This is a genomic window from Myxacorys sp. (genome assembly GCF_059501405.1).
Genome location: NZ_JCACCM010000040.1, coordinates 16,632 through 29,568 on the forward strand (window position 1 = coordinate 16,632; position 12,937 = coordinate 29,568).

14 protein-coding genes are annotated in these 12,937 nt (G+C 48.8%); 13 read left to right on the forward strand and 1 reads right to left on the reverse strand.

Annotation, left to right across the window (positions count from 1 at the left end; genetic code table 11):
• Window positions 1–30 precede the first annotated feature (30 nt).
• The 8 genes from AC5I6P_RS03450 (at window position 31) to AC5I6P_RS03485 (ending at window position 6,841) form a co-directional block, all read left to right on the forward strand.
• A complete protein-coding gene (locus AC5I6P_RS03450) occupies window positions 31–1,455 on the forward strand; it encodes a cytochrome P450 (RefSeq protein ID WP_495692361.1) in 1,425 nt (474 codons plus the stop codon).
• A 470-nt stretch (window positions 1,456–1,925) separates the two neighbouring features.
• The gene (locus tag AC5I6P_RS03455; RefSeq protein ID WP_495692362.1) at window positions 1,926–2,327 is read left to right on the forward strand and encodes a hypothetical protein; all 402 of its coding nucleotides are present in this window, start codon (window positions 1,926–1,928) and stop codon (window positions 2,325–2,327) included.
• A gap of 6 nt (window positions 2,328–2,333) precedes the next feature.
• Complete coding sequence (locus AC5I6P_RS03460) at window positions 2,334–2,762, forward strand: HNH endonuclease (protein WP_495692363.1); 429 nt, start codon at window positions 2,334–2,336, stop codon at window positions 2,760–2,762.
• A 440-nt stretch (window positions 2,763–3,202) separates the two neighbouring features.
• Window positions 3,203–3,868 carry an alpha/beta fold hydrolase gene (locus tag AC5I6P_RS03465; RefSeq protein ID WP_495692364.1) on the forward strand — a complete coding sequence of 222 codons (666 nt, stop codon included), beginning with the start codon at window positions 3,203–3,205 and terminating at the stop codon, window positions 3,866–3,868.
• Complete coding sequence (locus AC5I6P_RS03470) at window positions 3,840–4,844, forward strand: hypothetical protein (protein ID WP_495692365.1); 1,005 nt, start codon at window positions 3,840–3,842, stop codon at window positions 4,842–4,844. Before AC5I6P_RS03465 ends, AC5I6P_RS03470 begins: the two co-directional genes overlap by 29 nt.
• Complete coding sequence (locus AC5I6P_RS03475) at window positions 4,837–5,295, forward strand: DUF4174 domain-containing protein (protein ID WP_495692366.1); 459 nt, start codon at window positions 4,837–4,839, stop codon at window positions 5,293–5,295. Before AC5I6P_RS03470 ends, AC5I6P_RS03475 begins: the two co-directional genes overlap by 8 nt.
• Window positions 5,296–5,318: 23 nt before the next feature.
• Window positions 5,319–6,557, forward strand: a complete 1,239-nt coding sequence (locus tag AC5I6P_RS03480) for a saccharopine dehydrogenase family protein (protein WP_495692367.1) — start codon at window positions 5,319–5,321, stop codon at window positions 6,555–6,557.
• A complete protein-coding gene (locus AC5I6P_RS03485) occupies window positions 6,554–6,841 on the forward strand; it encodes a nucleotidyltransferase domain-containing protein (protein ID WP_495692368.1) in 288 nt (95 codons plus the stop codon). The genes AC5I6P_RS03480 and AC5I6P_RS03485 overlap by 4 nt, the downstream gene beginning before the upstream one ends.
• A gap of 265 nt (window positions 6,842–7,106) precedes the next feature.
• Here AC5I6P_RS03485 and AC5I6P_RS03490 read toward each other — a convergent pair whose 3' ends face one another.
• A complete protein-coding gene (locus AC5I6P_RS03490; RefSeq protein WP_495692369.1) occupies window positions 7,107–8,003 on the reverse strand; it encodes an ABC transporter substrate-binding protein in 897 nt (298 codons plus the stop codon).
• An 81-nt stretch (window positions 8,004–8,084) separates the two neighbouring features.
• Here AC5I6P_RS03490 and AC5I6P_RS03495 point away from each other — a divergent pair, with 81 nt between their 5' ends.
• The 5 genes from AC5I6P_RS03495 (at window position 8,085) to AC5I6P_RS03515 (ending at window position 12,934) form a co-directional block, all read left to right on the forward strand.
• Window positions 8,085–8,291 carry a hypothetical protein gene (locus AC5I6P_RS03495; protein WP_495692370.1) on the forward strand — a complete coding sequence of 69 codons (207 nt, stop codon included), beginning with the start codon at window positions 8,085–8,087 and terminating at the stop codon, window positions 8,289–8,291.
• 84 nt (window positions 8,292–8,375) lie between these two features.
• Window positions 8,376–8,618, forward strand: coding sequence for an HNH endonuclease (locus tag AC5I6P_RS03500; RefSeq protein WP_495692371.1), 243 nt, complete (start codon window positions 8,376–8,378; stop codon window positions 8,616–8,618).
• A gap of 172 nt (window positions 8,619–8,790) precedes the next feature.
• Window positions 8,791–11,007: a transposase gene (locus AC5I6P_RS03505; RefSeq protein ID WP_495692372.1), complete on the forward strand. Its 2,217-nt coding sequence runs from the start codon at window positions 8,791–8,793 to the stop codon at window positions 11,005–11,007.
• Window positions 11,008–11,066: 59 nt separating this feature from the next.
• Entirely contained in the window at window positions 11,067–12,248 is a 1,182-nt protein-coding gene (locus tag AC5I6P_RS03510) for an ATP-binding protein (RefSeq protein ID WP_495692373.1), read from the forward strand.
• A 161-nt stretch (window positions 12,249–12,409) separates the two neighbouring features.
• Window positions 12,410–12,934: a TniQ family protein gene (locus tag AC5I6P_RS03515; protein WP_495692374.1), complete on the forward strand. Its 525-nt coding sequence runs from the start codon at window positions 12,410–12,412 to the stop codon at window positions 12,932–12,934.
• Window positions 12,935–12,937 lie beyond the last annotated feature (3 nt).

Consider the following 12,937-nt stretch of genomic DNA (forward strand, 5'->3'; position numbering starts at 1 on the left):
ATCACACTTTGCTTTAACCCATTGAGATGGATGATGACTAACATTGCACCTCGATCGCTCAACGGTCCTCCCAAAAGCTCCATCTGGGAGCGCCGTCTGTGGGGATTGCGCTTCCTCTTTCAACCGCTCGAAACGATCGAGGCACGCAGTCAAGCCTATGGAGACGATTACCGTGTGTCGCAGCCCGATGCGACACCTGCCCTGGTTTATTGCAGCAGCCCCGAGGCGTTGGAAGCGATTTTTACCGCGAAGCCAGAGCAGCTAAGCGCAGGACGAGGCAACCAAATCCTGAAAGAACTGCTTGGGGAACATGGCATTGTGCTGCTGGAAGGCGCAGTTCATCAACGGCAGCGGCAGCTTTTGATGCCACCTTTCCACGGCGATCGGATGCGGTCTTATGCTCAGGTAATTCAGTCCATCACGGCCGAGGTTATCAGTGCATGGAAGGTTGGCGCAACCTTTGCGGTGCGTCCGGCAATGCAGTCCATTTCTCTCCAGGTGATTTTGCAGGCAGTCTTTGGGTTGGAGGGAGGACAGCGTTATGAGCAGTTACGCCAGACCCTGAGCCAGATGCTGGATGGCTTTGGCTCTCCATTGGGCGCGATGTTTCTGTTCTACCCGTTCTTGCAGAAGGACTGGGGAGCCTGGAGTCCCTGGGGACGCTTTTTGCGCCTGCGGCAGCAGGTGGATGACTTGCTCTACGCCGAGATTGCCGATCGCCGAAACCAATCTGACACTGGGCGAACGGATATCTTGGCACTGCTGATGGCCGCCCGTGATGCCAAAGGGCAACCGATGAGTGATGGAGAGTTACGGGATGAGCTAGTTACACTGCTATTTGCAGGACACGAAACAACTGCCTCTGCCTTAGCCTGGGCACTGTACTGGATTGTCTCCTTGCCGCACGTGCAAACCAAACTACTTGCAGAAATCAATGCCCTTGGCAGCGATGCTGACCCGATCGCGATCGCCCGGCTGCCTTATCTGCAAGCCGTATGTCAGGAAACGCTGCGCCTTTATCCCATCGCACTCAGTGCATTTCCGCGCATTGTCAAGCAGCCAATGAACGTTGCAGGCTATGGGTTAGAACCGGGGACCGTGCTTATGCCATCCATTTATCTGGCTCATCATCGTGAGTCCGTTTATCCAGAACCGAAGCAATTTAGACCTGAACGGTTCTTAGAGCGGCAGTATTCACCCTACGAGTATTTGCCCTTTGGTGGGGGAGATCGACGCTGTATTGGTGCTGCCTTTGCACTATTTGAGATGAAGCTGGTGCTATATGGGTTCATATCCAGTTTAGAAATGACATTAGCGGATTCCAGACCGATTCGCCCAACGCGCCGCGGCATCACCGTTGCCCCTTCCGATCGTCTCCGCATAAGAGTGACAGGTCTTCGTCCAGCAGGTTCTAAGTCAGTGATTCCTGCTTTGAGTGCCTATCCAATAAACTGAGTATTCATCTATGGCACACCTCTACCTCCTAGAACCTGATCACCTAACCTTTTGGGGTTGTGTCGCAAAAAGTGATGGGCTGAATGGGTTTTTCAGAGAAAAATTAGATCAGCGATCGTGGTCAATTCCAAATCTCCGTTTAAACGGCGTCACTCTCCGCCAAACATTATCGTGCTAAATGCGCGATGGAGGTAAACCGAATGGGGTAGTGATGTCGTACCGAGAGGGCGGTCGTCAAGATCAAGTTACGTGTAACCGTCCCCCACTATTCACTTAATTCCTTCGCTCTACAAGTTTTGCCTTCGGCTTTGCGATCGCCTACCAACTACAGGAACACTTTGCTCAGAGATTATTGAGTAGGTTGCTGTGTTCTTAGAAGCGACCCTTATGGTATCAGTGTAGCTGCACGGTGCCTATCCTCCTCAACATACTCCCGGTAGAATATAAGAAGATAAACTTGTTGTCCTCGTATGACTGCAACTGTCACACTCCAACTTCCAGACCCTATCTACCAGCGATTGGTCAATACGGCGATCGCAACAGGGCGATCGCTCGAAGAGGTCATGCTCCATGCGCTGAAGGTCGGTAGTCCTCCAGATTGGGAGAATGCACCCGATGAGTTTAAGGCAGATTTAGCCGCTCTTAACCGATTGGAAGACGAAGCTCTATGGAAGGTTGCTACAGGTCATAAGACTGAGGAGGAGATGGCACGGCATTTCGAGTTGTTGGAGCGTAACAAGGAGCACACTCTTACCTCAGCAGAGCAGGTGGAGTTGGTAGAACTGCGATCGCAGGCTGATCTCTTCATGTTACGGAAAGCCCATGCTGCTGCTCTTCTCCATTGGCGTGGTCATCGTGTTCCCCATTCCTGATCGCTTGTGTCTGCCTATATTTCTGAATCCTTAAAAACCCAAATTCGAGAGTGCGATCATTATCGCTGCTGCTACTGCTTGACTAGCGAAGCCAATAGTGGTCTGCCGACGAGCTTTGACCATATCCATCCCCAGTCCAAAGGCGGAAACACTTCCTTTGAAAATGTTTGCCTGGCTTGTCGCTCTTGCAATGAGTACAAGTCAGACTTGACCGAAGCTCCAGATCCTCTCACCGGGAAAATCGTTCCCTTGTTTAATCCGAGGGTACAGCAGTGGTCGGAACATTTTGCTTGGAACCTGGATGCAACACGAGTGGAGGGGCAAACGCCAGTCGGACGAGCCACGGTCGCTGCATTACGGATGAACAATCCAATCATCGTAGCTGCTCGTTCACGTTGGGTGATCAGTGATTGGCATCCTCCTACAATTCAGTGAAAGTTCTTTCCTGCCACCGACAAATCCATACGCTCTACGATAACTCCCATCTGGCACTGCACTTGAATATTCTGGAGAAGCTAAAGCAAGATTCGCAGCTACAGAAATTCCTCAGGAATTCCTCGCCTGGGTTCACAAGCAATACCCGAATAAGCGAATGAAAATGGATCGGAAGCGTTGACCCTTGCCTGAAGCCGTTACAATCAGTTCCAGATTGGCAATCTGTCGCGAGTGAACTGAAGCCGTGAAACTCACTACTTCAGTTCACTCCACCGCTCAACGAAAGCTGGTCTGATCGCGTTATTGGGGCGATCGCCAAGAAAAAATTGATTTTACTTCTGACAATGAATCTCCAACTTCGGATGTTGAGTAGAGTTACCAATCCTTAAAATTGTTTTGCGTTACACCAGTAGATGGTGTTTGGACGTTGGCTGAAGCCTGTGAAATTAAACTATAAACGCTTGGGACTCCTGCTACTCGCGATTCTGCTGGTTGTTTCGTCCTGGGTAGGAATTGCTGCCACTCGATCGGGACTAGAGGTGCGATCGTTCCAAAAAGAGGGTATGCCTCTGCTCTACCTGGCTCCTCAAGGGGCGAGTGAAGTCCCAGGAGTTCTTGTGGCACATGGGTTTGCAGGCTCTAAACAGTTGATGTTGGGCTATGGACATGTCCTGGCTCATGCGGGTTATGCGGTCATGCTCTGGGATTTTGACGGGCATGGCACGAATGGGACTCGCTTACAGCGGTATGAGCTACAGCAGAATCTGGATGTAGCTTTGCAAGCTCTCCTGGAACAACCCCGGGTTGACCCAAGTCGTCTGGCACTCCTGGGACACTCGATGGGTAGCGGGATTGTGATGAATGCTGGGATTCGTGAGCGCGATCGCTTCGCCGCAACGGTTGCTGTTTCTCCAACGGGGGCGAACGTGACTCCTCAAACTCCCCGAAATTTGCAACTACAGGCAGGGAGTGGAGAGGGACGCTTTGTGAGTAATGCCGAACGATTGCTGGCACAGGCGGGGGGAGAAAACACGAACCTGGTAACAGGGCAGGGGCGAGAACTGGTGGTCGTTCCAGATGTCGAACGACATCACCATTTTGTTTAGTGATGGTAGTGATGAGGCAGCACTACGTTGGCTGGATGCAACGTTTGGCAGGACCAATGATAGCCAGTATCGCGACCGCCGCATGGCTTGGTATGGACTACACCTGTTAGGTTGGTTAATCGGATTGGCAGTAATCTCACCCCTCCTGACCCACCTTCCATTGATCGCCACAAAAATAGCTCCTATCCGACGATGGGCAGGCTTAATCGCTGCACCACTGGCAGCAACCGCAGGGTTGGTTCTTCTGAGCCAGCGGTTTGAACTCCAGAATTTAGGTGGCGTCCAAGTCGGTGGAGCGGTTGGAGTCTGGTTTTTGGTTGCCGGGTTAACCTGGCTGGGAGTGCTGGCGCGTCTACCTCGCCCTACCCTGCGAGCCATTGGGTTGGGAGTTGTGCTGTTTGTCATTCTTTGGGTTGCCTTTGGTGCAATGGCGCAGGTGGTCTGGCTTCAGTGGTGGCTAATCCCAATTCGGCTAAAAGTGTGGTTGCCAGTGGCGCACAGCTTTGCTGAGCCGAAGGCACCGCCTGTTTCCCTTGGTTTCTGGCAGCAGGAATCGTGCAAGAGAATATTGGGGTCGGCAAACGCCTTCTCTAGTGGGACAGAGCGCCGCTTTGATTGGTGGCTTCGTGTTGACGCTCAACTTCTTACCTCAATTGGGCTTTATGTTTCTGCTCTTGCCGCTCTTGCCGCCACTGATGGGAATATTGTCTTTGGTGGCAGGTCTGTTAAACCAAGCATGGGTCTACGCGATCGGCTCTGCTTTATTCTTCGGTTGGTTATTGGCAGCAGGTTTTCCCCTGTCTGCCTGACCTGCGTACTCTCAAATTCTCCCTTGGGAATCAGATACTCTTGCAGCGATCTGGTTACAGTAAGAAAGTTATTTCCGTGCCCCAATGCAGTCTTTAACTGTACTTATTGTTCTTTTGTCCCTCCTACAGGGCTGTCCCTCTCCCCAGCCTTTCATCGCTATGAGTGATTCGCCAAATCCTCCTCATTCCCAGCCACCAGAGGTAGCCAGTGTTGCAGCAAGCCCCGATCGTTCTCAGGGAATCGAATTTAAACTGAGCGACTATCAATGGCAACACCGCATCCTGCTGATCTTTACTCCCTCAACCGATTCATCTCAGTATCGTCAACAGATGCAGGCATGGCAGGCAGACGCAGCAGAGACAGACGATCGCGACCTGAAACTGGCGCAAATTTTGGGAACTGGAGAGAGCCAGGTCGATGGGCGATCGCTCAGTTCAGCCTCGGCGGAGAGACTGAGACAACAGTTTGGGATTACTCCTGAAGAGTTTACAGTGATTCTCGTGGGTAAGGATGGTACGGAGAAGCAACGGAGCCAGACTCCAATTAATTTAGTGGTGCTGTTCCGCACAATCGATGCGATGCCAATGCGTCAGCGGGAGATGCGTTCTCGACAATAGTCGTTGTCAGGAGTAATGTTGCCATGTCTGATCGTTCTTCTGAACGTCTTTATGATGTTGTCCTCTACGGTGCTAGCGGCTTTGTCGGAAAGCAGACGGTACAGTACTTTGCTGACCATGCATCGCCTGAGGGGGTGCGGTGGGCGATCGCTGGGCGCAATCGTCAGAAATTAGAAGCCATTCGATCTGAGGTTGGTGTCGGGGTAGAGGTCTTGGTTGCCGATAGCCAGGATCAGCAGGCGATCGATGCGATCGTCGCTCAAACGCGAGTGCTTCTCAACACGGCTGGGCCCTTTGCCCTTTATGCCAATGCCTTGGTTGATGCCTGCGTTCGGTTTAGCACCCATTACGTTGATATCACTGGCGAAACACCCTGGGTCAAAACCCTGATCGATCGCTACCAGACTCGGGCTGCTACTGATGGCACACGGATTATTCCCTGTTGTGGCTTTGACTCGGTGCCTTCCGATCTGGGCACTTACCTGGTCGTTCGTCACCTACAACGAGAATTGGGTATGCCCTGCCAGGCGGTCAAGGCTTATTTTCAAGCGTTTGGCGGTTTCAACGGTGGCACTCTGGCATCAGCAATCAATCTCTACGACTCGCCGGGGGCAGCCCAAATGAATCATCCCTTTTTCCTCAATCCCTCTGCCTCTCACTCTCAAGCCGAAGTTGATCGCAACCGTGATCCACAAACGCCATCCTTTGATGCGAACCTCAATACCTGGGTTGCACCCTTTTTCATGGGAGTTGTCAACACTCGCATCGTCCGTCGCAGTAGTGCCTTGTACCAAGCCTGTCAGGAACCCTATGGACCCGACTTCACCTATCAGGAGTATCTTAAGTTTGATGAGCCACTGGCATGGTTGAAGGCAACTGGCGTCACGACTGGACTGGGACTATTTATGAGGATTTTACAACAGCCCCAAACGCGATCGCTGCTACAACCCCTCCTACCGAAACCGGGCGAAGGACCGTCTGAGCAAACGATGAACGAAGGTTGGTTTGCCTGTGAATTGGTTGGCACTGCAGTAGACGGGCGTCACGTTCGAGGACTCGTTCGAGATCAGGGCGATCCGGGCAACCGAGCAACGGTCAAATTTGTGTGTGAAGCTGCCTTGAGTCTGGCTCTGCAAACAAATGCGTTGCCTGGTGGTCAAACACGGGGAGGCATTCTTACACCAGCAACCGGGTTGGGAGATGTTTTGGCAGAACGATTGCGTCGGGCTGGGATGACGCTAGAGGTAAACTCGTCGTCATGAATGAGCAATTGCCCCAGTTCACTCATCACATTGTCGATTGCTTGCAGTCGGTTGAAGGGATTGTGGCGATCGCTTTGGGAGGCTCAAGGGCAAGAGGCAACCATACCCCCAAGTCAGATGTAGATCTAGGGTTTTACTACCAGCCAGAGAACCCTCCGGATCTCATTGCTCTGAATCGCCTCGCCTCTGAACTGGACAACAGCCATCGTACAAACCTGATCACTCCAGTTGTGACTGAGCACATTATATTGCGCAATTTCCAAACGACTTGCGCTTTCTCCTAAAGGCTGAAACCGTTACCCAGCAACAGCTTCAAATTTTTTAGAACTTGCACACCCCCATCAACCCTAAGAGCAAATGAGTTGTGCAGATTATTCTCTAGGGAGTAAAATAATTCCTCAGGCGAAAATTGCCCTTTTTAGACGCTTGCAAATGAGTTGCGCAGAATTTTGGTCACTGAAGCCATTGATGCAAAAGGGTTTTAGGCTTCCTTGAATTCGCAATCGCAAGTCAGCAGCATAAAAGCAGATGTCTCTGAAAATTGCCCTTCTATAGGGCGAGTGAGTTAGTCCAGTAGGTGGTGACGGGTAAGCAATTGGCAATCTGCCCGGTATGGTGCATCCAGGTCTGTAGTTGGTCGTAGTAGTCAGTAGTCATCGTCAAGTCATAAGTGAAACAGGGAACGGTTGCCTGATAGATGGCTTGCCCGATCGCATCGTCAGCGTAGGCTCCTGTGTGCTGGTTATAAATTGCCTGTGCCGCTTCGGGCTGCTGATGGATGAAGTCAATGCCTCGTCGGAAGACTTTTAGGAAAGCCTGGAGTTCTTGCCGTCGCTGTTGCAATAACTCTGGAGTCGTGATGAAAATGAGTTGACAGAAATCTGGAATGCCCCAATCCTTAAGGGCAAAAAACTGAGCATCATAGCCCCGAAGCCGAGCTTCAATAACTTCAAAGTTGTAGAACGCTAGCGTTGCACAGTCTGCTTTGTTGTTAATGAGTGCGTCTGTGTGGAAGAAACCATTGTCTACGGAGGTGATCGCATCATCGGTGAACTGACCGCCATCCGCCTCGATCATCGTTTTAGCGATCGCCTTTCCTAAAGCTGAGGGTGCGCCGGGGTATTGCAATCGCTTGCCCGACATATCTTTGGGGTGCTCAATCCCTTGCCCTGCAAAGTACATGACCCCACCATTGGTGTGTAAAAACCGTGCCCAACCAATGACCGGATGACCGTTACTGCAATCTTCAACCAGATGCACTGGTTCCGTAATGGCAATATCGAGCGTTCCGTCCTGGATCTGGGAGATCGCATCAATGTGTTCGGATGGTTCAACTAATTCCAACTCGATATCTAGAGCTGCAAACCATCCCTGCTTCAACCCCACCAGCAGAGGCACATGGTCTGGATTCAAAAACCATTCCAATCCCAAGCGTAACTTAGCCATTAGCCGCCAACTTAAATTTATAAGATCGAAATTGTATTTCTAAAGCTTACCGTCTTCCAAACCCCTCACCTCGTAGAACCTATGACCAAGCCAGTAACTCGCCCTCCGGCCCTCCAGCAGCAAGTTGATGTCCCCAGCATTTTCAGGTTGATTCAGATTAGTAAGTTGCTGTTGCCCTATTTTTGTTTTTCACTGAGGCTACAATGCTGCATTGGTGTGGATATCGTGCCCCCAATGCTTGATTGCCTGCATCAGCCTATTTGTGAATCACTAAAGACTCCGATTTGAGCAAGTGATCCGGAACGGATCAGCTTCGCTTTGCGCCAATGGTGTTGCTATTGCTTGGCCAGCGAAGTCAACAGTGGTCTTTCGATGAGCTTTGACGATACTCATCCCCAATCCAAAGGCAGAACCCCTTCATTTGAAAATGTCTGTTTGGCTTGTCGATCTTGCAATGAAAACAAATCCGACTTAACGGAAGAAGACTCACTGACGAGTGAAATCCTGCCACTATATCAACCTGCGAATGCAGCAACGGTCAGAGCATTTTACCTAGAGCCTGGATACGACACGAGTGGAAGGGCAAACAGCGATCATGGCTCATTCGATCGCTAGATTGCAGATGATGAACAACCCAGTAATTACATCTGCTCGTTCCCGTTGGGTAATCAGCGGATGGCATCCGCCTACAATCCAATAAAATTGTTCCCAAAAAATTTACTCAGATTTTTTCAAGCTCTATTATGATTAATACAAACTTACTAGCTAATTGAGGACGGAAGGAGTCATGAACCCGCCTGAAGCCAACGAGTATTCTGATCAGCAGGATGATGGAGATTTCTCTTTAATCTATGAGGAAGAGGATCTTGGTACTGAGGAACCTTCCGTTGCTAGTGAGATAGAAGAATTGGCGTCAGATAAGTCGAAGACCATATTTCAACCCTCTGAACAATCGATCGCTTGCTATGGTGCGCCTGTAAATGATGTAGCAGCCGAGTTTTTGGATCGGCGCTATGCGTTGGAAGACGAAATCACCCTTCAGAACGGAGAGAAGGTCAAGCTCCAACTAACAGACGAGCAGAAGCTCAAACGCGAAGTCATTCGCAATTTGTTAGAAGCACGCCATAACCGTACCCTGTTCAGCGAACGTCTCAAAGAAGGAGCAGAAAAGCTAAACCTTTCCACACGCCAAGTGAGACGCATCTTTAAAGACTGGATTGCTCTGGGAACTGCTTCCCTCCAGAGAGCAGCACGCAAGGACGATGGTAAACCTCGTCGCAGCGAATACTGGTATGACCTGAGCCGCAAAATCTACGAAGATGGAAACAAGGGTGACCGTTCAATGACTCGTACGCAGGCTGCGAGTCGTGTTGAAGACCAGATTTATGAGTACATGAAGCTAGAGTTGCCGTCTGAAGCTGCTAGGTTGGAAGCGGCTGGATTTTCTGGAGAGAAACTGGATCTGGAACTGTCAAGGGTGATCGAACAACGCCAGAAAAGTTGCAATCAGGAAAAGCGTGAGATTCAGCAAGAAATTTCAGCCCTAAAAACTAAGATTTCTGAGCTACGAAAACGAAAGTTGGATACAGGAGCAGTTCATGATCGCATCAAACGTCTTGAAGAGCAAAAGCAAGCGATCGTGGCGTTCGAGTTCTGGCGAGAATACGGACAACCTCCTAGCACCAGGACTGTGGAAATCTGGTTAAAACCTATAGAAGAAAAGAACCACAAAGCCAAGACTAGCCGTAGTCCTGGATGGCACGGTGATACTTTAATTCTCCGCACCCGTGATGGTGAGAGTATCTCAGTGACGCGCAGCAACCAGGTTTGGCAGATCGACCATACGAAAGCAGATGTTTTGCTGGTTGACGAAGATGGGGTGGAGATTGGTCGTCCTGTCCTCACTACAGTGATTGACTGCTACGCACGTTGCATTGTGGGGTATCGACTGGGACTAAAAGCACCTAGTTCTTTGGTGGTCGCATTAGCGCTGCGACACGCCATGCTACCTAAGCAATACGGTCCAGAGTACGAGATAGGATGCCAATGGATTACGCATGGTTCTCCTCGATATATCTACACCGATGGTGCTGCCGACTTCAATTTCCTGGAATATGTGGGGGATCAACTCGGTTTTAAGGCAAAACGCCGAGAACAGCCATCTCAGGGTGGAATCGTAGAGCGTCCTTTCCGCACCCTAAGTGAGCTTTTGAGTGAGGCTCCGGGTTACACCGGTCCCAACGTACAAAAGCGCCCTAAAGATGTTGCGAAAGTCGTCAAAATGACGCTGCGAGAATTAGACATGATGCTGGCGGGTTACTTGGCTGACAACTACAATCAGAATCCTGATCCGCGTACTCGTGCTAACCCTTTCGTGAAAGAACAAAGCCGTATAGCACGGTGGGAAGCTGGGTTGAAAACGCCACCTACCGTAATCAAACCGCGAGAACTCGATGTTTGTCTCATGCAGACAGATGAGCGAGTTGTTTACGATGGCGGCTATGTAAAGTTTGAGAACCTCCTCTACAAGGGAGAAAACTTAGGGCGGCACACTGGAGATACTGTGTTTCTAAAATTTGATCCCAGAGACATCACCATGTTGTTGGTGTATAGCCGCCGAGATGGTCGGGAAAAGTTTATTGCTCGTGGGTATGCCGTGGGACTGGAAGCAGATCAGTTTTCGCTTGAAGAAGTCACACATTCTGCCAAAAAACTTAGAAAAGAGAGTAAAAGTATCAATAACGTAGCGATCCGGGAAGAAATCATTCGTCGTAGAAAACGCTTTGCAAGCAAGAAGAATATAACGAAGAAAGATCGTCGTAATGCTGAGGAAGTGAAGGTCAATCCGCCCCCAAAGCGTTACGAGGAAGATCAGCATAAGCGTGTGTCGAAACCACCAGTGGAGGAGCAATCTCGTCCAGTTGAGATACTGATACCTCAATTTGAGTCAGTTATTAACAGCGATGACGAGGATGAGGATTACGCGATCGAAGTAGATGACTAGATAGAACAAATGAACTAAAATGTCTTGATGGATACGGCTTGAACTTTTAGCGGTTATTCATGCCAAAAGAGAAAGCGCTACAGCAAGAGATGCTAATGCAGAATCAACTATTGGATGCGATCGCAACGCTCTCCCAGCCAAAAGAATCAGTGCCACAGGAAAAATTACTATCAGCACTTGATGCTCTTTCTAAGCCTAAAGTGCTGTCACAAGATCTATTACTATCGGTAATTGCTGCCCTTTCAAATCCGCAGGAGCAGTTGGATGATTTGAGCGCGATTGCAAAAGAAATGTTTGCAGCAATTGCATGTATTGCCGAACCTGAACCGAGTGTTTTGAGACTCGATCAGGTCTCAAGATTTATTGATTGGATACGAGGAAGGTTAAAGCTGAAGAAACTTGGTAAAGCCATTGGAGAAACAGGTCTTGGCAAAACTTGTGCTTGTCACGCTTGTTTAGAGGAGTTTAAACCAATCCAACACCCAAATCAACCCTCTGAACGTCCCTTTGTGTATGTTCAGATAGACGAAAATAGGTGCGCTCCTGGAAAGTTTCTTCAGTTAATTCTGATTGCACTTGGAAAACCTACAAGTGGAAGTATTCATCAATTAAAACAGCGCGTTAAAAAGTTTTTCAAGCAGTACAAAGTTCAGATCTTGCTCGTCGATGAAGCTCATTGTTTACACTTTGATGCACTCAAGACCGTGAGGAGCTTCTATGACGATAAAGATTTAAGGGTTGTTCCTATTTTGATTGGAACAAGCAACCGCTTAGATACTTTACTAGAGAAGGATGAGCAAGTGGGAGACCGCTTTACAAATACTTTTGTTTTTGAAGAATTAGTCGGCGATAGATTTAGAGAAGTCGTTAAAATCTGGGCGGAAAAGATTATCAAAATGAATGATCCTCTTGACTCCAAGAACTATTCAAAATCAGGTGGTAAAAAGAGAATTATTCCTCTTTTAAAGACTGGCAGAGAAGGAATTAACAAGGAACTGGCTTCTAACTTGGAAGAAATGACTTCAGGAGAGCTTAGACTGTTAGATGATATTTTGAGGGATGCTGCTGTTAAACTGCTCGAGAAAAAGCTTAGCGAAATTTATGATTTAGTACTTCAAGCATTGAAGACTGACAGTAGAGTGTTGAATTTTGATGCCAAAAAGATTTTGAGAGAAACAAAAATAGATAAACCCTTCCTCCAAAGCATGAGAGGAGAGTATATACGAGGGAGAAGCGCATAGTAATACACCAGGTAATTCCATTTCTTCCAGAACCGTGAATGTATTCAGAGCTTCATAGTATTAAGTAATGAAGGTTCAAACAAAATGAATCAGAGCGTATAAATTCGCCTTACCTCGTGGAACCGGAGAGGCATAATTTCTAGTAATCAAGGTAGAGATATATGCAATTTGAAGCTCACCAAATTGAACTGGAACGAGTCGAACCCTTTCCAGGAGAAAGTATTAGCCACTTTCTAGGTCGTTTTGAAAGAGCCAATGTTTGGACAACTTATCAGATCGGACGAGTAACTGGTATCAAAGCTGGAGTTTCGCGTTGGAAAAAACTGTATTTAAGTCCGTTGTTTCCTACTAGGCAGGAGTTAGAAGTCTTAGCAGAAATTGTTGAGGTCAATGCTGATCGACTAGCTGAGATGCTCCCTCCTCCTACTCAAGCGATGAAGCCTCCTAAATCAATCTGTCTATGTGCAGCATGTTACGCAAAAACTCCCTGTCATTTGATTAAGTGGCAATATAAAGAGGTCACAGCTTGTGATCTCCATGGACTGTACTTATTGAAAAAATGCCCAAAGTGTAAGACGCCTTTTGACACTCCGGCAGACTGGGATAGCGAAAGCTGCACAAAATCAAGCTGTTGTGCATCATTTGCTGAGATGGTTGTATATCAAGGAAAAGCGAAGAAGTCTTAATAA

Coding starts and splice junctions, on each gene's coding strand:
- AC5I6P_RS03450 (WP_495692361.1), top strand. CDS start 31: ATGATGACTAACATTGCACCTCGATCGCTCAACGGTCCTCCCAAAAGC.
- AC5I6P_RS03455 (WP_495692362.1), top strand. CDS start 1,926: ATGACTGCAACTGTCACACTCCAACTTCCAGACCCTATCTACCAGCGA.
- AC5I6P_RS03470 (WP_495692365.1), top strand. CDS start 3,840: ATGTCGAACGACATCACCATTTTGTTTAGTGATGGTAGTGATGAGGCA.
- AC5I6P_RS03475 (WP_495692366.1), top strand. CDS start 4,837: ATGAGTGATTCGCCAAATCCTCCTCATTCCCAGCCACCAGAGGTAGCC.
- AC5I6P_RS03480 (WP_495692367.1), top strand. CDS start 5,319: ATGTCTGATCGTTCTTCTGAACGTCTTTATGATGTTGTCCTCTACGGT.
- AC5I6P_RS03485 (WP_495692368.1), top strand. CDS start 6,554: ATGAATGAGCAATTGCCCCAGTTCACTCATCACATTGTCGATTGCTTG.
- AC5I6P_RS03490 (WP_495692369.1), bottom strand. CDS start 8,003: ATGGCTAAGTTACGCTTGGGATTGGAATGGTTTTTGAATCCAGACCAT.
- AC5I6P_RS03495 (WP_495692370.1), top strand. CDS start 8,085: ATGACCAAGCCAGTAACTCGCCCTCCGGCCCTCCAGCAGCAAGTTGAT.
- AC5I6P_RS03500 (WP_495692371.1), top strand. CDS start 8,376: ATGAGCTTTGACGATACTCATCCCCAATCCAAAGGCAGAACCCCTTCA.
- AC5I6P_RS03505 (WP_495692372.1), top strand. CDS start 8,791: ATGAACCCGCCTGAAGCCAACGAGTATTCTGATCAGCAGGATGATGGA.
- AC5I6P_RS03510 (WP_495692373.1), top strand. CDS start 11,067: ATGCCAAAAGAGAAAGCGCTACAGCAAGAGATGCTAATGCAGAATCAA.
- AC5I6P_RS03515 (WP_495692374.1), top strand. CDS start 12,410: ATGCAATTTGAAGCTCACCAAATTGAACTGGAACGAGTCGAACCCTTT.